We start from the raw sequence: 16,837 nt of genomic DNA, 5'->3' as shown, positions 1-16,837 counted from the left end.
TGGTCTGCGGCCTTCGAGAACTCAATGAAAAACTACGCCGCTGACACAGACGCTGACAGGGAACTTGAGGGCGAGGATTCCGACTTCAAGCCCCTGACCTCCGAGGAGGCTCAGGAGTGGCGCACGCGAAACCCGCAGATGTCTGTGTGGCGCTTCGTGGTGGTCCAGGCGGTGGTTGGCGTGCTGGTGGCACTGGTCGCGTGGCTGGTGACGGGGCGCGCCGAGGTTGGATGGTCGGCTGCCTATGGCGCCTTGTCGGTGGTGCTGCCGGCTGCGCTGTTTGCGCGCGCCGTCGTGCGCAAGAGGCCTGGCGGCGCTGCAGCCGCCATGGTGGGAATTTTTGGCTGGGAACTGGTGAAGCTGGTGCTGTGCATTGCCATGCTGGCGGCTGCACCCAAGCTGGTCCCGGGGCTGAGTTGGCTGGCGCTGCTGGCGGGCTTGGTGATCGTCATGAAAACGTATTGGGTCGCGCTGATAGTGCGGGCCAATGTCCGAAAAACCGATTGATATTTGAAGAGAAGTTGACCGATGGCCGCAGACGCGCACGCACCTACTGCAAGTGAATACATCGTTCACCACCTGCAGCACCTCCAGAACATCAAGCAAAAGTCGATCATCGACTTTTCGGTCATCAACCTGGATTCGATCGTCGTCAGCGCCACGCTGGGCGTGCTGAGCCTGTTCGTGCTGTGGCTTGCCGCGCGCAAGGCCACATCGGGCGTTCCGGGCCGCTTCCAGGCGGCTGTAGAGCTGCTGGTCGAGATGGTGGACAACCAGGCCAAGGCCAACATCCACAACGCGCAAAGCCGCAAGTTCATCGCTCCCCTGGCACTGACCGTGTTCGTCTGGATCTTCATGATGAACGCCATGGACATGCTGCCCGTGGACCTGCTGCCGGTACTGTGGCAGGGCGTCCAGGGTGACTCGCACGCCTACCTGCGCGTCGTTCCCACGGCTGACCTCTCGACCACGCTGGGCCTGTCCTCGGCCGTGCTGATCCTGTGCTTCTTCTACAGCATCAAGATCAAGGGCATGGGCGGCTGGGCCCACGAACTGGTGACCGCTCCGTTCGGCACCAGCAAGAATCCCGTGTTTGCACTGATCCTGGGTGTTATCAACCTGGCCATGCAGATCATTGAATATGTCGCCAAGACGGTTTCGCATGGCATGCGACTGTTCGGCAACATGTACGCTGGTGAGTTGGTGTTCTGTCTGATCGCTCTGATGGGCGGTGCGGCTGCCATGTCGCTTTCCGGTGTGTTGCTCCCCTTGGGGCACATCATTGCAGGCTCTATCTGGGCGATCTTCCACATTCTGATCATCACCCTGCAGGCCTTCATTTTCATGATGCTGACGCTGATCTATCTCGGCCAGGCACATGAAGCCCACTGACCATTTCCTTTCCCTCTCAACCTTTCTCTTTCTTTAATCTCAGGAGTCATCATGGAAAACATTCTCGGTCTCGTCGCTCTGGCTTGTGGTCTGATCGTTGGTCTGGGCGCTATCGGCGCTTCGATCGGTATCGCCCTGATGGGTGGCAAGTTCCTGGAATCGTCGGCACGTCAGCCTGAGCTGATCAACGAACTGCAAACCAAGATGTTCATCTTGGCCGGTCTGATCGACGCTGCCTTCCTGATCGGTGTTGCTATCGCTCTGCTGTTCGCTTTCGCCAACCCCTTCGTCCTGGCCTAAGCTCCGATCAACGCCCTAGATAGAAAGGTGTTGCCGTGAGTATCAACGCGACCCTGTTCGTCCAGGCCATCGTTTTCCTGATCCTGGTGCTGTTCACGATGAAGTTCGTGTGGCCCCCGATCGCGAAGGCGCTGGATGAACGAGCTCTGAAAATCGCCGATGGCCTCGCTGCTGCCGACAAGGCCAAGACTGACCTGGCCGCCGCCAACAAGCGCGTCGAGCAGGAACTGGCCCAGACGCGCAACGAAACGGCATCGCGGCTTGCGGACGCCGAACGCCGTGCCCAGGCCATCATCGAAGAAGCCAAGGCCCGTGCCTCCGAAGAAGGCAACAAGATTGTTGCTGCTGCCCGCGCCGAGGCCGAGCAGCAGACAGTCCAGGCCCGTGAAGCCCTGCGCGAGCAAGTGGCTGCGCTGGCCGTCAAGGGCGCCGAGCAGATCCTGCGCAAGGAAGTGGATGCCGGCGTCCATGCCGACCTGCTGAACCGCCTGAAGACCGAGCTGTAAGGAAGAGCAAACATGGCAGAACTCGCCACCATTGCCCGTCCTTACGCAGATGCCCTGTTCAAGGCCAGCACCCAGCAGGGTGCTGACCTGTCCGGCACTGTTGCCTGGGCGGAGGAATTGGCGGCGATTGCCGCCAATCCGCAATTGCGCCAGCTGGCCGACGACCCCAAGGTGACCGACGAACAACTGTTCGACGTCATCAGCGGCGTGGCCGGCTCGGCATTGCCTGATGCCGCTCGCAACTTTCTGCGCGTCATCATTGAAAACGGCCGACTGCAAGCCCTGCCAGAAGTGGCGGCTCAGTTTCGCAGCCTCGTGAACCGCGCCGGTGGCTCGTCCGACGCCGTGGTTCAAAGCGCTTTTCCCATAGATGCTGCCGCTCTGGCTGCCCTCGGGACTTCGCTGGAGAAGCGTTTCGGCCGAAAGCTGAACCTGTCGGTGCAGCAAGATCAGTCCCTGATCGGTGGCATCCGCGTCGTGGTGGGTGATGAAGTTCTTGACACGTCCGTCAAGGCCCGCCTGGAACAAATGAAAGCGGCCCTCATTGCGTAACAACGCGACTGAGGTCTCGGCTAACCAAAGCTAAAGAAGGAAAGAGTCATGCAACTCAATCCCGCAGAAATTTCTGAACTGATCAAGAGCCGCATCGAGGGTCTGGCTGGCAGCAGCGACATCCGTAACGAAGGCACCGTGGTTTCGGTGACCGACGGTATCGTGCGCGTGCACGGCCTGTCGGACGTGATGCAAGGCGAAATGCTGGAATTCCCCGCAGGCAAGGATGGCCAGCCCTCCTTCGGCCTGGCGCTGAACCTCGAGCGCGACTCCGTCGGCGCCGTGATTCTGGGCGAGTACGAGCACATCTCCGAAGGCGACACCGTCAAGTGCACGGGCCGCATTCTGGAAGTGCCCGTCGGCCCCGAACTCATCGGCCGCGTGGTCAACGCCCTGGGTCAGCCGATTGACGGCAAGGGCCCGATCAACGCCAAGATGACGGACGTGATCGAGAAGGTCGCTCCCGGCGTGATCGCACGCCAGTCCGTGGACCAGCCCCTGCAGACCGGCATCAAGTCCATCGACTCGATGGTGCCCGTCGGCCGTGGCCAGCGCGAACTGATCATCGGCGACCGCCAGACCGGCAAGACCGCCGTGGCCATCGACGCCATCATCAACCAGAAGGGTCAGGGCGTTACCTGCATCTACGTTGCGATCGGCCAGAAGGCTTCCTCGATCAAGAACGTGGTGCGTGCCCTGGAGCAGGCCGGCGCGATGGAATACACCATCGTCGTGGCTGCCACCGCTTCCGAATCCGCTGCCATGCAGTACGTGTCGGCCTACTCCGGCTGCACGATGGGCGAGTACTTCCGCGACCGCGGCGAAGACGCCCTGATCGTCTATGACGACCTGTCCAAGCAAGCCGTGGCCTACCGCCAGGTTTCGCTGCTGCTGCGCCGTCCCCCAGGCCGCGAAGCCTTCCCCGGCGACGTGTTCTATCTCCACAGCCGCCTGCTCGAACGTGCAGCCCGCGTGAATGCCGACTACGTCGAAGCCTTCACCAAGGGTGAAGTCAAGGGCAAGACGGGTTCGCTGACGGCACTGCCCATCATCGAAACCCAGGCCGGTGACGTGTCGGCCTTCGTGCCCACGAACGTGATCTCGATCACGGACGGCCAGATCTTCCTGGAAACCAGCCTGTTCAACGCCGGTATCCGCCCCGCCATCAACGCCGGTATCTCGGTGTCGCGCGTCGGTGGTGCTGCACAGACCAAGCTGGTCAAGGGCCAGTCCGGCGGTATCCGTACCGACCTGGCGCAATACCGTGAGCTGGCTGCCTTCGCGCAGTTCGCCTCCGACCTGGACGAAGCCACCCGCAAGCAGCTGGACCGCGGTGCCCGCGTGACCGAACTGCTCAAGCAGGCCCAGTACAGCCCTCTGTCCACCGCTTTGATGGGCGCTTCGCTGTTCGCAGTGAACAAGGGTTACATGGACGACATCCAGGTCAAGCAAGTGCTGGCTTTCGAGTCTGGTCTGCACCAGTTCCTGAAGACCAGCCACGGCGCCCTGATCGACAAGCTGAACGCTTCCAAGGCCATGGACAAGGATTCCGAAGCCGAATTGAACGCCGCCATCGCTGCGTTCAAGAAGTCGTTCGCTTAAACCGGACGAGGAGCCATCATGGCAGCAGGTAAGGAAATTCGCGGCAAGATCAAATCGGTGGAAAACACCAAGAAGATCACCAAAGCCATGGAAATGGTGGCCGCATCCAAGATGCGCAAGGCGCAGGAACGGATGCTGGCTGCACGCCCGTACAGCGAAAAGATCCGCAACATTGCAGTCCATCTTGGCCAAGCCAACCCCGAGTACGTGCACCCGTTCATGCAAGTGAACGGTGATGCAAAGACAGCCGGCGTCATCGTGGTGACAACGGACAAGGGGTTGTGCGGCGGCATGAACACCAACGTGTTGCGTGCTGTCACGGCCAAGCTGCGGGAGCTGCAGGATCAAGGCGTGTCGGCAGAAGCAGTGGCCATTGGCAACAAGGGTCTGGGCTTTCTGAACCGTGTCGGCGCCAAGGTGGTTTCGCACGCGACGGGTCTGGGCGATACGCCCCATCTGGAAAAGCTGATCGGCCCTGTGAAGGTGCTGCTCGATGCATATGCAGCGGGCAAGCTGAGCGCGGTGTACCTGAGCTACACCAAGTTCATCAACACCATGAAGCAGGAATCGGTGGTGGAGCAGTTGCTGCCCCTGTCGTCCGAGAGCATGCAGGCCGAGAAGACGTCTGGCCATAGCTGGGACTACATCTACGAACCCGACGCGCAGTCCGTGATCGACGAGCTGCTCGTGCGCTACGCAGAGTCCCTGGTCTACCAAGCTGTCGCGGAAAACATGGCGTCCGAGCAATCGGCGCGCATGGTGGCCATGAAGGCCGCTACCGACAACGCAGGCAGCGTCATTGGCGAGTTGAAGCTGGTCTACAACAAGACGCGCCAGGCAGCGATCACGACCGAGCTGTCGGAAATCGTGGCTGGCGCCGCTGCTGTGTAAAGCAGCTCAACAGACAAACTAATTGGAGCAAAAAATGGCTCAAGTGCAAGGCAAGATTGTTCAATGTATTGGCGCTGTGGTGGACGTCGAGTTCCCCCGCAACGCAATGCCCAAGGTGTTCGATGCCCTGAAGCTCGACGGCTCGGCCCTGACGCTGGAAGTGCAGCAACTGCTGGGTGACGGCGTTGTGCGTACCATCGCCCTGGGTTCGTCCGACGGTCTGCGTCGCGGCCTGATGGTGTCCAACACCGGCAACCCCATCACCGTGCCCGTGGGCAAGGCGACGCTGGGTCGCATCATGGACGTGCTGGGCAACCCCATCGACGAACGCGGTCCCGTGGATCAGGCGCTGACGGCTCCCATCCACCGCAAGGCACCGGCTTATGACGAGCTGTCGCCTTCGCAGGAACTGCTGGAAACCGGCATCAAGGTGATCGACCTGATCTCGCCCTTCGCCAAGGGCGGCAAGGTGGGTCTGTTCGGTGGCGCCGGTGTGGGCAAGACCGTGAACATGATGGAACTCATCAACAACATCGCCAAGGGCCACGGTGGTCTGTCGGTGTTCGCCGGTGTGGGTGAACGTACCCGCGAAGGCAATGACTTCTATCACGAAATGTCGGACGCCGGCGTGGTCAACCAGGAGTCGCTGAACGACTCCAAGGTGGCCATGGTCTACGGCCAGATGAACGAACCCCCGGGCAACCGTCTGCGCGTGGCGCTGACCGGCCTGACCATGGCCGAAGCCTTCCGTGACGAAGGCAAGGACGTGCTGTTCTTCGTGGACAACATCTACCGCTACACGCTGGCCGGTACCGAAGTGTCCGCTCTGCTGGGTCGCATGCCTTCCGCCGTGGGCTACCAGCCCACGCTGGCCGAGGAAATGGGCCGCCTGCAAGAGCGCATCACCTCGACCAAGGTCGGTTCGATCACTTCCATCCAGGCCGTTTACGTGCCTGCCGATGACTTGACCGACCCCTCGCCTGCCACGACGTTCGCCCACTTGGATTCGACCGTGGTGCTGTCGCGTGACATCGCTTCGCTGGGTATCTACCCCGCCGTCGATCCGCTGGACTCCACCAGCCGCCAGCTGGACCCCCAAGTCGTGGGTGAAGAGCACTACAAGGTGGCCCGCGAAGTGCAGGGCACGCTGCAGCGCTACAAGGAACTGCGCGACATCATCGCCATTCTGGGCATGGACGAGCTGGCTCCCGAAGACAAGCTGACCGTGGCCCGCGCCCGCAAGATCCAGCGTTTCCTGTCGCAGCCTTTCCACGTGGCCGAAGTGTTCACTGGCGCTCCCGGCAAGTACGTGTCGCTGGCTGAAACCATCCGTGGTTTCAAGATGATCTGCGCTGGCGAGTGCGATCACCTGCCCGAGCAGGCCTTCTACATGGTTGGCACCATCGACGAAGCCTTCGAGAAGGCCAAGAAACTGGCGGCTTGAGCCTGCGGCACCCCCTGAGCGACTGCGTCGCTTCCCCCTCTCTACCCGCTTCGCGGGGGAGGGGGACGACACCCTCGCTGCGGGGTGGCCCTTGCTCGGTGTCCCCGATCTGGGCCCTGCCGGTTCCAAGTTCCAGTCCCACCTTTTCTGAGGAGCAAAGATGAACACCATCCACGTTGATGTGGTCAGTGCCGAAGAGTCCATCTTCTCCGGTGAAGCGCGCTTTGTCGCCCTGCCCGGTGAATCCGGCGAACTGGGCATTTTTCCCCGCCACACTCCGCTGATCACGCGCATCAAGCCCGGCTCGGTGCGTATCGAGATGGCGGACGGCAGCGAAGAATTCGTCTTCGTGGCCGGCGGCATCCTGGAAGTGCAGCCCAACTGTGTGACCGTGCTGTCCGACACCGCCATCCGCGGTGCCGACCTGGACGCCGAGAAGGCCGAGAAGGCCAAGCTCGAAGCCGAGGAAGCACTGAAGAACGCCAAGAGCGAAGTCGATCTGGCGCGTGCCCAGTCCGAGCTGGCCGTCATGGCCGCTCAGATCGCGGCCCTGCGCAAGTTCCGCCAAAAGCGCTGAGCCCTCCCGGGACCAGTCGCAAGAAGGCCGCCCTCGGGCGGCTTTTTTCATGGTGCGCAGGCGTCTCAGTCGCCGCAGCGGGCCTGGTACACGTAGGTCACGGCATTGTCCTTGGGGTCCACCGTGCGCGACTTGTGCGTCACGGCCTTGGCGGGCACGGGGCACAGGGCGCGGATCTGTTGCTCGCAGCGCTTGGGGTCGTCTTCGCGCAGCTTGCAGCTGAGCACATAGTCATATTCCTGCGAGTCGTCGAGTATGGGGCTTGCGCAGGCGCTCAGGGTCAGCACGGCGGCCAGCAGGCCCAGGCGGGCCAGGGTGTTCTTCATGGTGTGGATGCTCCTTGATGAAATGGCGTGACGCTATCACAGCCTCCGTGCCCGCGATAGCTTGATGAAGGGGGGGCTCGGCCCGGCCTGCGCAGCCTGCCTGCCTTTCAGTGGTGCTGTATCACGACAGCATCGGGAAGATTGTCGCTGCCATCGTGCACAGGCTGGAGCGGGTCACGCGGAAAGTTGGTTTCAAGCAGCAGGCTCACGCGCTCCAGGGCTGCTGTCATGCCCATGGCGTAATGGCCGCCCTGAAAGGCGGCACCCATGTCGCTGATCAGCGTTTGCCATTGTTCCGCCGGCAGGGTGCGCGCCAGGGCGCGGTCGGCGACGATTTCGATGGCGTGGTCGGCCAGCAGCAGATAGATCAGGGCACCGTTGTTGTGTTCGGTATCCCAGACGCGCAGCTTGCCGAACAGCGTGATGGCGCGCTCGCGCGGCGTGGCATCGCGCCACAGATAGCTGGGCGGCAGTCCGGGTTCGACGCAGATGCGAATCTGGCCTGTATGGCGCTGCTCGCTCATGGTGATCAGGCGCTCCAGCTCCGCCAGGCTTTCAGGCGGGAGTGCACGGCGCAACTGCCCTTCGGCCCAATGGTGGCGCAGCAGCCGGAGCAGACGCTGAACAAAGCCTGTGATTGCAGCCGCCATTTCACCAACTCCCCGAGGCGCCGCCGCCCCCGAAACTGCCGCCTCTGCCAGAGCTGAAGCCCCCGCCACCGCTGCGGCCGCCGCCGCCGCCACCGCCCCATCCACCGCCGCCGCCCCTGCCGGAGCGGCCGCTTCCCAGCAGAGTGAACAGCAGCGCGACGACTCCCGCTCCTGCGGCGACGAGCAGACTGGCCGTCACCACATAGGCGGCAATGCCGGCGCCTGCCCCCGCCAGCACGGAGGCCAGCGGCCGGCCCAGTACCGAGCGCAGGATGGGACCGACCACGGCCACGCCGAAGAAGAAGAACAGCATCAGGTCTTCCATGTCGAAGCCCCTGTCCGGGCTTTTGGAAGACTGGGGGCTGGAGGAGGGCGCCGGCAGTTGCTCGCCCGCAACGCGCGCTGCCACCTGGTCCAGCGCAGCGGTGATGCCGCCCACATAGTCCCCCTGGCGAAAGCGCGGTGCCATCTGCTGGTCGATGATGCGCGCGGCCGCCAGGTCGGGGATCGCGCCTTCCAGCGCGCGGGCCACTTCCATGCGCATGCGCCTGTCGTTCTTGGCAATCACCACCAACAAGCCGTCGCCCACGTCGCGGCGGCCGATCTTCCAGTCACTGGCCACGCGCCAGGCATAGGCGGCAATGTCCTCGGGCGCGGTAGTGGCCACCATCAGCACGACGACCTGCGAGCCCGACTTCTGTTCGATGCCACGCAGCCTGTCTTCAATGGCGCGTGCCTCATCGGCCGACAGCGTGCCCGTCTGGTCGATGAGCCGCGCCGAGAGGGCCGGCACGGGCTGCGGCGCCTGCGCCAGCGTGCTCCCGGGCAGCAGCAGCATAGTCAGGGCAAGGGCGCAAAGCATGCGCCACAGTGGCACCAGGGACATGGTCACGGCTTACTTGTTGCCGAAGTCCACCGTGGGCGGACGGGAGATTTCGGCCTCGTTCTGCACGCTGAAGCTGGGCTTGGGTTCGTAGCTGAAAACCTTGGCCGTCAGATTGGTCGGAAAGCTGCGCGCCAGCACGTTGTAGGACTGCACGGCCTGGATGTACTGGTTGCGCGCCACGGTGATGCGGTTCTCCGTGCCCTCCAGCGTCACGCGCAGGTCGCGGAAGCCCTGGTTGGCCTGCAGCTGGGGATAGCGCTCGGCCACCACCATCAGCCGCGACAGGGCACTGGACAGCTCGCCCTGCGCCTGTTGGAACTTGTTGAAGGCCTCGGGGTTGTTGACCAGCTCGGGCGTGGCCTGGATGGAGGTGGCCTTCGCGCGTGCCTCCACCACCTTGGTCAGTGTTTCCTGCTCGAAATTGGCCTCGCCCTTGGCCGAGGCCACGATGTTGGGCACCAGGTCGGCACGGCGCTGGTACTGGTTGAGCACCTCGCTCCAGGCCGACTTGGTCTGTTCGTCAAGACGCTGGAAGTCGTTGTAGCCGCAGCCGGTCAATGCCAGGACGGTGGCAAGCGTGGCGAGTAGACGTTTCATAAGATGGCAACCTGAAAGCGACAATGGAAAACAGTATCGCGCACGATGCATGCGCAATGCTGGCGATTGTGCTGCGCGCCCGGCCTGCTGCCCTGTAGGGCAAAGGCCATTGCGCAGCGGTGTGGCAAGGACTGCTAACAGGGCTTTTATGCACGAATTCACGGCGGCGCGCTGGTTGCCCGGGGGCCACGCCCAGACCATCTGGCCGGCACTGTTCGCGCGCCGCTGGCCGGTGGGCCAGGCGGCGCCCGCCTGGCGCTGGGAGCGCTGGGATACCCCCGATGGGGACTTCATCGATGTCGCCTTCGGCGGTGCTTCCACCCTGCCTGCCGATGCGCCATGGCTGGTGCTTTTCCATGGCCTTGAAGGCTCGGCGAACAGCCACTATGCCCAGGCCATGGCCTGGGTGGCCGCGCAGCGTGGCTGGCACATGGCCGTGCCGCACTTTCGCGGCTGCAGCGGCGAGGTCAACCGGGGCCCGCGCGCCTATCACTCGGGCGATGTGCAGGAGGTGGACTGGATACTGCGCCGCCTGCGCGCACGGTCCTCCCGCCCGCTCCATGTGGTGGGTGTTTCCCTGGGCGGCAATGCGCTTGCGCGCTGGGCCGGTATGCAGGCAGACAAGGCCGCCGAGGTGGTCCAGGCCCTGGCGGCGGTGAGTGCGCCGCTGGACCTGGCGGCTGGCGGCATGGCGCTGGGGCAGGGTCTGAACCGCTGGATCTACACACGCATGTTCCTGCGCACGCTGGTGCCCAAGGCGCGGGTCAAATGGGCGCAATTTCCCGGCCTCTTCGACCGCGATGCCGCGGTGCACGCGCGCGATCTGAAGGAGTTCGATGACGCGTTCACGGCACCGGTGCATGGCTTTCTCGATGCGCACGACTACTGGCGCCGGGCGGCAGCCAAGCCTGTGCTGGGCAGCATTGCCGTGCCCGCGCTGCTGCTCAATGCGCTGGACGATCCCTTTGTCCCTGCATGCAGCCTGCCAGGGCCAGGCGAGGTCGGCCCACGGGTTACGCTGTGGCAACCGCCGCATGGCGGTCATGTGGGTTTTGCACAGGGACATTGGCCAGGGCATGTACTGGGCATGCCGCAGGCCGTCACGCAGTGGCTGGCAGACAGCGAACAAGGATGAATGCAATGGACGATATCGTGAAGCAGGCCATGGCCAAATGGCCCCATGTGCCCGCCTGCAGCGGCTGGCTGGGGCTGGACGAGCGCGGGCGCTGGTATCTGCGCGATGAGGAGGCCCAGGCCTGCGGCGCTTTCGACAGCGGCATCCCGGGAGCCAAGGGCGCGGAGGTGCGCAACGAAAAGCTGGCGGACTTCATCGCCCGCAACTATCTTGCCGAGCCTGATGGTCGGTGGTTTTTCCAGAATGGTCCCCAGCGCGTGTATGTGGAATTGGAAAGCACACCCTGGATATGGCGGCTGCGCTGGGATGGCGAGCGCCTGCAGATGCACAGCCACACAGGGGCCGAGCTGCAGGCCGCAGACATCAAGGAGGTTTTGATGGATGAGACAGGGCGCCTGTATCTGGCCATGCCCTCCGGCCTGGGCCTGGTCCATACGCAGGACATGGTCGATGCCGCTGCCGCGCTGGACGCCGGCATGCTGCCTGCCTGTGAAGAGGTGCCGGCACAGACGTTGCCGCGACGCTACGGTTTTGTGCGCAGTCCGGCCCGGGCATGAAAAAACCGGCCGAAGCCGGTTGGTACCAGACATCCTGGGCCTTGCTCAGTTGGCGGGTGCCGCTGCACCTTCTGCTGCAGCGCCTTCTGCGGCCGGGGCCTTGGGCTCTTCAAACTTGCCACCTGCGGCATTGGCCATGTAGACCACGCCACGGGCAATTTCGGTGTCGTTGAAATCGCCGCCGCCTTGAGGCGCCATCGCTCCCTTGCCCTTGAGGGCCGAGTGCACCAGACCTTCCAGACCTTGTGCCAGGCGCGGGCCCCAGGCCGCGGCATCCGCGAACTTGGGAGCACCTGCGGCACCTGTGGCATGGCAGGCCGCGCATTGGCCCTTGAAGACTTCTTCACCCGAGCGCAGCGGGCGATTGGCATCCCGGATTTCCACGAGGCCGATTTTCTGCAGCCGCTGGGCCTTGGCCATTTCGGTCTGGGAAGCGCCGGCGCCGGCCTTGTCGGCCGAGCTCACGTATTGCACGAGGCCGATGATCACGAACACCGGAACCACGAACGAGAAAAACACCGCCATCAGCAGCTGCTTGGGGTTCTTGATCGGGCCCGTATGGGCTTCTTCGGTGTGGGTTGCGCTCATGAAGTCCTCTTGTGTTGTGGGGGCGTGAGTCAACAACAAATTATATCGACGGGCCTCTTGCAGACACTGCGCGCAGACCCGGGTTGACCTGGGGCGCACATATGCCATGAGATGGATCAAGCAAATGGCAAATGCTTTCCGCGCGCCATGAAAAAGAGGTGTTCACCTTGCGGAGAACACCTCTGTGCGTTTGGCGCGGCAGATGCCTGCCTTGGGTCTTACTGCACGGGCGCGGGAGCCGGCGTGGCTGCCGCTGCTGTCGCCGTCCTGTCGGTCCAGCCTCCGCCAAGCGCCTTGTACAGCTCGATCTGGTTGAGCAGCTGCGCCAGACGCACGCTCACGGTGGACTGCTCCAGCGCGAACAGGGTGCGCTGTGCATCCAGCAGGTCCAGGTAGCTGGCCACGCCGTTGCTGTAGCGCAGGTCGGACAGCTTCAGGCGTGCCTGCTCGGCTTCGAGCTGGGCGCGCTGGGCCATGATCTGGTCACGCAGCGTGCCCTGGCTGTCCAGTGCGTCGGAGACCTCGCGGAAGGCGCTCTGGATGGACTTCTCGTACTGGGCGATGGCCACTTCGCGCTCGACCTTGGCCGCAGCCAGATTGGCCGAATTGCGGCCCGCATCGAAGATGGGCAGGAGGGCGGATGGCGCGAGGGTGAAGCCCCAGCTGCCGCTCTTGAACAGGCCCGACAGCTCGTTGCTGGCCGTGCCGAACTGCCCCGTCAGCGTGATGCGCGGGAAGAAGGCGGCACGCGCGGCACCGATGTTGGCGTTGGTGCTGATCAGCTGCTGCTCGGCCTGGCGAATGTCGGGCCGCTGCGTGAGCAGGTCCGAAGGCAGGCCGGCCGGCACGGCGGGCAGGTCGGCCGTGTCGCGCAGGCCCTGGCTGGAGCCCAGGCTGGCGAGCACGTCCGCTGGCAGGGACTGGCCCAGCAAGAGCACCAGGGCGTTCTCGTCCAGGGCGCGCTGGCGCTGCTGCTGCGCCAGCGTGGCGCGCGCAGCCTCGGTCAGCGAGACGGCCTGGCGGTAGTCCAGCTCGGACGCCACGCCCGTGTCGAAACGCAGCTTGGTCAGCTTGATCGACTCTTCACGGGTCTGCAGCGTGTCGCGCGAGATCTTCAGCAGTTGCTCGTCGGCCAGCAGCGTATACCAGCCGCTGGCCACGGCGGCCACCAGGCTGGTCTGCGCGGCGCGACGAGCTTCCTCGGTCGCCAGGTACTGGGCCAGGGCGGCTTCCTTCAGGCTGCCGATGCGGCCGAAGAAGTCCAGTTCCCAGGAAGTGACGGCCAGGCCAACCTGGTAGCTGTTGACGTACTTGGTGCCCGAGCCCGTGGTGTTCGGGGCGCGGCTGGCGTTGACGCCTGCACCGACCGTCGGGAACTGGTCGGCGCGCGTGATCCGGTACTGGGCCTGGGCGCGCTCGATGTTGAGCGCGGCCACGCGCAGGTCACGGTTGTTGTCCAGCGCGGTGCGAACCAGCTGCTGCAGGCGTGCGTCCTGGAAGAAATCCTGCCAGGGCAGCTGCGCTGCAGCCGTGCCGCCTTCCGCCGCAGCGGTGGCGTTCGCGCGGGTGTACTGCGCCGCGACCGGAGCGGCAGGGCGCTCGTAGGTGGGGATGAGCGAGCATCCCGCCAGGAGCACGGCGGTGGCGATGGCCACCGGGGTACTGCGATTAATCATGGCTCAAGGCCTCCTTGCCGGCCGGTGTGGACGGCGGGTTGTGCGTTTTGATCTTGCCCTTGAACAGCTTGCGCACCACGACGAAGAAGGTGGGCACGAACAGCACGGCCAGCACAGTGCCGGTGATCATGCCGCCGAGCACGCCGGTGCCGATGGCACGCTGGCTGGCCGAGCTCGCGCCCGTGGCGATCACCAGAGGCACCACGCCCAGGCCGAAGGCCAGCGAGGTCATGATGATGGGGCGGAACCGCAGGTGGGCGGCTTCCAGCGCAGCCTCGATCAGTCCCTTGCCTTCGGCCTGCAGGTCCTTGGCGAACTCCACGATCAAGATCGCGTTCTTCGCCGACAGGCCGATCACCGTCACCAGTCCGATCTGGAAGTACACGTCGTTGGAGTAGTTGCGCAGCAAGGTGGCAAGCACCACGCCCAGCAGACCCAGCGGCACGACCAGAATCACCGACAGCGGAATCGACCAGCTCTCATACAGAGCAGCCAGGCACAGGAACACGGCCAGGATGGCGAAGGCGTACAGGAAGATGGCTTGCGAGCCCGCCAGCTTTTCCTCACGCGACTGGCCGGTCCACTCGAAGCCGAAGCCTTCGGGCAGCTTGGCAGCCAGCTTTTCCATCTCGTCCATGGCATCGCCCGAGCTGAAGCCCGGAGCAGCCGAGCCTTCGATACGCACGGCTGGGTAGCCGTTGTAGCGCACCGTCTGCTGGGCGCCCTTGACCCACTTGGTGGTCGCGAAGGTGGACAGCGGCACCGGATCGCCCTTGGCGTTGCGCGCGTTCAGGCGCAGCAGGTCGTCGGGCTGCATGCGGGCCGGAGCATCGGCCTGCACGATCACGCGCTGCAGACGACCCTGGTTGGGGAAGTCATTGACGTAGGACGAGCCCAGCGCCGTGGACAGTGCGGCATTGATCGAGGTGAAGTCCACGCCCAGGGCGTTGGCCTTGTCGCGGTCGATCTCGATGCGCAGCTGGGGCGCGTCCTCCAGACCATCGGGACGCACGCCGGCCAGCACCTTGCTCTGCCCGGCCATGCCCAGCATCATGTTGCGGGCATTGATCAGCGCATCGTGTCCGTGGCCGGCACGGTCCTGCAGGCGGAACGAGAAGCCCACGGCGTTGCCCAGTTCGGGAATGGGCGGCGGGTTCACGGCGAACACGAAGGCATCGCGGATGCCCGACGTCATGCCCATGATGCGGCCCGTCATGGCGTCCACCGTGGAGTTCGCTCCCTTGCGCTCGGACCAGTCCTTGAGCGGCACGAAGGCGAGGGCGGCATTCTGGCCCTGGCCGGAGAAGCTGAAGCCCAGCACGCTGACCATGTTGGCCACTTCGGGCTGCGGCAGCACGGCTTCTTCCACCTGCTTCATCACCTCCAGCGTGCGCTCCTTGGCGGCGCCAGGGGGCAGTTGCACGTTGACGATGAAGTAGCCCTGGTCCTCGGTCGGCAGGAACGAGGTCGGCAGGCCACGGAACACCACCACGGCGCCCGCGATCACGGCCAGGTACACGCCGATCATCAGCACCGAGCGCTTGAGCAGTCGGGCCACCCAGCCTTCATAGGACTTGGCCGAGCGTGCGAACGTGCGGTTGAACCAGCCGAAGAAGCCCTTCTTCTCGTGGTGGTGACCGGCTTCCACGGGCTTGAGCAGCGTTGCGCACAGGGCCGGTGTCAGCGTCAGCGCCATGAAGGCCGAGAAGCTGATGGAGGCGACCATCACGATGGAGAACTGCCGGTAGATATTGCCGGTGGACCCCGCGAAGAAGGCCAGCGGTATGAACACCGCGATCAGCACCAGCGTAATGCCCACGATGGCGCCCGAGATCTGGCCCATGGCCTTGATCGCGGCTTCGCGCGGCGGCAGGCCTTCCTCGCTCATGATGCGCTCGACGTTCTCCACCACCACGATGGCGTCATCCACCACGATGCCGATGACCAGCACCATGCCGAACATGGCCAGCACGTTGATCGAGAAGCCCACGGCCTGCATGACCGCGAAGGTGCCCAGCAGTGCAATGGGCACCACGATGGTCGGGATCAGTGTGTAGCGCCAGTTCTGCAGGAACAGGTACATCACCAGGAACACCAGCACGATGGCTTCCAGCAGCGTGTGGGCCACCTTCTCGATGGAGATGCTCACGAACTTGGAGCTGTCGTAGGGAATGGAGTACTTCACGCCCTTGGGGAAGAACTTCTGCAGCTCTTCCATGCGCGCATGCACCGCCTTGGCAGTCGCCAGCGCATTGCCGCTGGGCGTCAGCTGGACGCCGATACCCACGGCATCCTTGCCGTTCAGGCGGGCGGAGGTCGCGTAGGCCTGGCCGCCGATCTCGATGGTGGCCACGTCCTTGAGGCGCACGGTGGAGCCATCGGGATTGGCGCGCAGCACGATGTTCTCGAACTGGCCGATCGAAGACAGCTGGCCCATCACCGTCACCGTGGCGGCGATCTTCTGGCCCGTGATGTTGGGCAGGTCACCGATGGCGCCGCTGGCCACCTGGGCGTTCTGGCTGCGGATGGCGGCCGTCACGTCCTCGGCCGAGAGCTTGTAGCCCTGCAGCTTGGCGGGATCGAACCAGATGCGCATCGCCTTTTCGGTACCGAACAGCTGTGCCTGGCCCACGCCAGCCACACGCTGGATTTCGGGAACGATGTTGCGCGAGGCGTAGTCACCCAGGGCCACCGTGTCATAGGCCTTGGCGTCCTCGGACGACAGCATGATGAACAGCAGGAAGTTGGACGACGCCTTGTCCACGCGCACGCCCTGCTGCGTCACGGACGCAGGCAGGCGTGGCGTGGCGCGCGACAGGCGGTTTTGCACGTCCACCTGCGCCAGGTCCACGTTGGTGCCGGCCTCGAAGCTGATGGTGATGCTGCCCGTGCCATCGGCCTGGGCCACCGACTCCATGTAGACCAGACCGGGCGAGCCGTTCATCTCGCGCTCGATCACGGACAGCACGCTGTCTTCGAGCACCTTCGCGGACGCGCCTGGATAGGCGGTGTTGATGACGATGGCCGGAGGAGCCACCTTGGGGTATTGAGCGATCGGAAGCTTGGTCAGCGCGATACCACCGAGGACGATGATGAATAGCGCGACGACCCATGCAAAGATCGGTCTGTCAATAAAGAACTTGGCCATTGCTGAGCCC

At 64.1% G+C, this 16,837-nt stretch carries 17 protein-coding genes and 1 pseudogene; 11 read left to right on the top strand and 7 right to left on the bottom strand.

Annotated features, from left to right (window positions below; all coding sequences use genetic code 11):
* The first annotated feature begins 24 nt into the window (after positions 1–24).
* From ACM14_RS17875 to ACM14_RS17835, 9 genes are all read left to right on the top strand, one after another.
* Complete coding sequence (locus tag ACM14_RS17875; RefSeq protein ID WP_012202351.1) at positions 25–507, top strand: ATP synthase subunit I; 483 nt, start codon at positions 25–27, stop codon at positions 505–507.
* Between the two features lie 21 nt (positions 508–528).
* The gene (gene atpB, locus ACM14_RS17870; protein WP_012202352.1) at positions 529–1,392 is read left to right on the top strand and encodes a F0F1 ATP synthase subunit A; all 864 of its coding nucleotides are present in this window, start codon (positions 529–531) and stop codon (positions 1,390–1,392) included.
* A 51-nt stretch (positions 1,393–1,443) separates the two neighbouring features.
* Entirely contained in the window at positions 1,444–1,692 is a 249-nt protein-coding gene (gene atpE / locus ACM14_RS17865) for a F0F1 ATP synthase subunit C (protein ID WP_011803767.1), read from the top strand.
* Positions 1,693–1,727: 35 nt separating this feature from the next.
* Positions 1,728–2,198, top strand: coding sequence for a F0F1 ATP synthase subunit B (locus ACM14_RS17860; protein ID WP_012202353.1), 471 nt, complete (start codon positions 1,728–1,730; stop codon positions 2,196–2,198).
* Between the two features lie 12 nt (positions 2,199–2,210).
* Entirely contained in the window at positions 2,211–2,750 is a 540-nt protein-coding gene (locus tag ACM14_RS17855) for a F0F1 ATP synthase subunit delta (RefSeq protein WP_012202354.1), read from the top strand.
* Positions 2,751–2,798: 48 nt separating this feature from the next.
* A complete protein-coding gene (gene atpA / locus ACM14_RS17850) occupies positions 2,799–4,352 on the top strand; it encodes a F0F1 ATP synthase subunit alpha (protein WP_012202355.1) in 1,554 nt (517 codons plus the stop codon).
* Positions 4,353–4,370: 18 nt separating this feature from the next.
* Positions 4,371–5,243, top strand: coding sequence for a F0F1 ATP synthase subunit gamma (atpG, locus tag ACM14_RS17845; RefSeq protein ID WP_043824939.1), 873 nt, complete (start codon positions 4,371–4,373; stop codon positions 5,241–5,243).
* A gap of 34 nt (positions 5,244–5,277) precedes the next feature.
* Positions 5,278–6,687 carry a F0F1 ATP synthase subunit beta gene (gene atpD, locus ACM14_RS17840; RefSeq protein WP_012202357.1) on the top strand — a complete coding sequence of 470 codons (1,410 nt, stop codon included), beginning with the start codon at positions 5,278–5,280 and terminating at the stop codon, positions 6,685–6,687.
* Between the two features lie 160 nt (positions 6,688–6,847).
* Entirely contained in the window at positions 6,848–7,264 is a 417-nt protein-coding gene (locus tag ACM14_RS17835) for a F0F1 ATP synthase subunit epsilon (protein WP_012202358.1), read from the top strand.
* Positions 7,265–7,329: 65 nt separating this feature from the next.
* On the opposite strand, the gene ACM14_RS17830 is transcribed toward ACM14_RS17835, so the two are convergent.
* The 4 genes from ACM14_RS17830 to ACM14_RS17815 form a co-directional block, all read right to left on the bottom strand.
* Positions 7,330–7,590: a hypothetical protein gene (locus ACM14_RS17830; RefSeq protein WP_012202359.1), complete on the bottom strand. Its 261-nt coding sequence runs from the start codon at positions 7,588–7,590 to the stop codon at positions 7,330–7,332.
* 107 nt (positions 7,591–7,697) lie between these two features.
* On the bottom strand, positions 7,698–8,240 hold the full coding sequence (locus ACM14_RS17825; protein ID WP_012202360.1) for a TPM domain-containing protein: 543 nt from the start codon (positions 8,238–8,240) through the stop codon (positions 7,698–7,700).
* Position 8,241: 1 nt separating this feature from the next.
* Entirely contained in the window at positions 8,242–9,102 is an 861-nt protein-coding gene (locus ACM14_RS17820; RefSeq protein WP_065346897.1) for a YgcG family protein, read from the bottom strand.
* Positions 9,103–9,135: 33 nt separating this feature from the next.
* The gene (locus tag ACM14_RS17815) at positions 9,136–9,723 is read right to left on the bottom strand and encodes a LemA family protein (RefSeq protein WP_065346891.1); all 588 of its coding nucleotides are present in this window, start codon (positions 9,721–9,723) and stop codon (positions 9,136–9,138) included.
* A gap of 148 nt (positions 9,724–9,871) precedes the next feature.
* On the opposite strand from ACM14_RS17815, the gene ACM14_RS17810 reads away from it, so the two are divergent.
* A complete protein-coding gene (locus tag ACM14_RS17810; protein WP_065346890.1) occupies positions 9,872–10,858 on the top strand; it encodes a YheT family hydrolase in 987 nt (328 codons plus the stop codon).
* Positions 10,859–10,863: 5 nt separating this feature from the next.
* Positions 10,864–11,415: a DUF2946 family protein gene (locus ACM14_RS17805; RefSeq protein ID WP_065346889.1), complete on the top strand. Its 552-nt coding sequence runs from the start codon at positions 10,864–10,866 to the stop codon at positions 11,413–11,415.
* 69 nt (positions 11,416–11,484) lie between these two features.
* Here ACM14_RS17805 and ACM14_RS17800 read toward each other — a convergent pair.
* The 3 genes and pseudogenes from ACM14_RS17800 to ACM14_RS17790 all read right to left on the bottom strand — a co-directional run.
* Positions 11,485–12,003 (bottom strand): annotated as a pseudogene (locus ACM14_RS17800) (cytochrome c5 family protein); the annotation flags it as partial.
* A 218-nt stretch (positions 12,004–12,221) separates the two neighbouring features.
* A complete protein-coding gene (locus ACM14_RS17795) occupies positions 12,222–13,679 on the bottom strand; it encodes an efflux transporter outer membrane subunit (RefSeq protein ID WP_065346888.1) in 1,458 nt (485 codons plus the stop codon).
* On the bottom strand, positions 13,672–16,827 hold the full coding sequence (locus tag ACM14_RS17790; RefSeq protein ID WP_065346887.1) for an efflux RND transporter permease subunit: 3,156 nt from the start codon (positions 16,825–16,827) through the stop codon (positions 13,672–13,674). Before ACM14_RS17790 ends, ACM14_RS17795 begins: the two co-directional genes overlap by 8 nt.
* Positions 16,828–16,837 lie beyond the last annotated feature (10 nt).

Source organism: Delftia sp. JD2 (assembly GCF_001682645.1).
GTDB lineage: Bacteria > Pseudomonadota > Gammaproteobacteria > Burkholderiales > Burkholderiaceae_C > Comamonas > Comamonas acidovorans.
The sequence above is the reverse complement of the archived record's forward strand: the minus strand, read 5'-3'. Positions and strand labels throughout refer to the sequence as shown.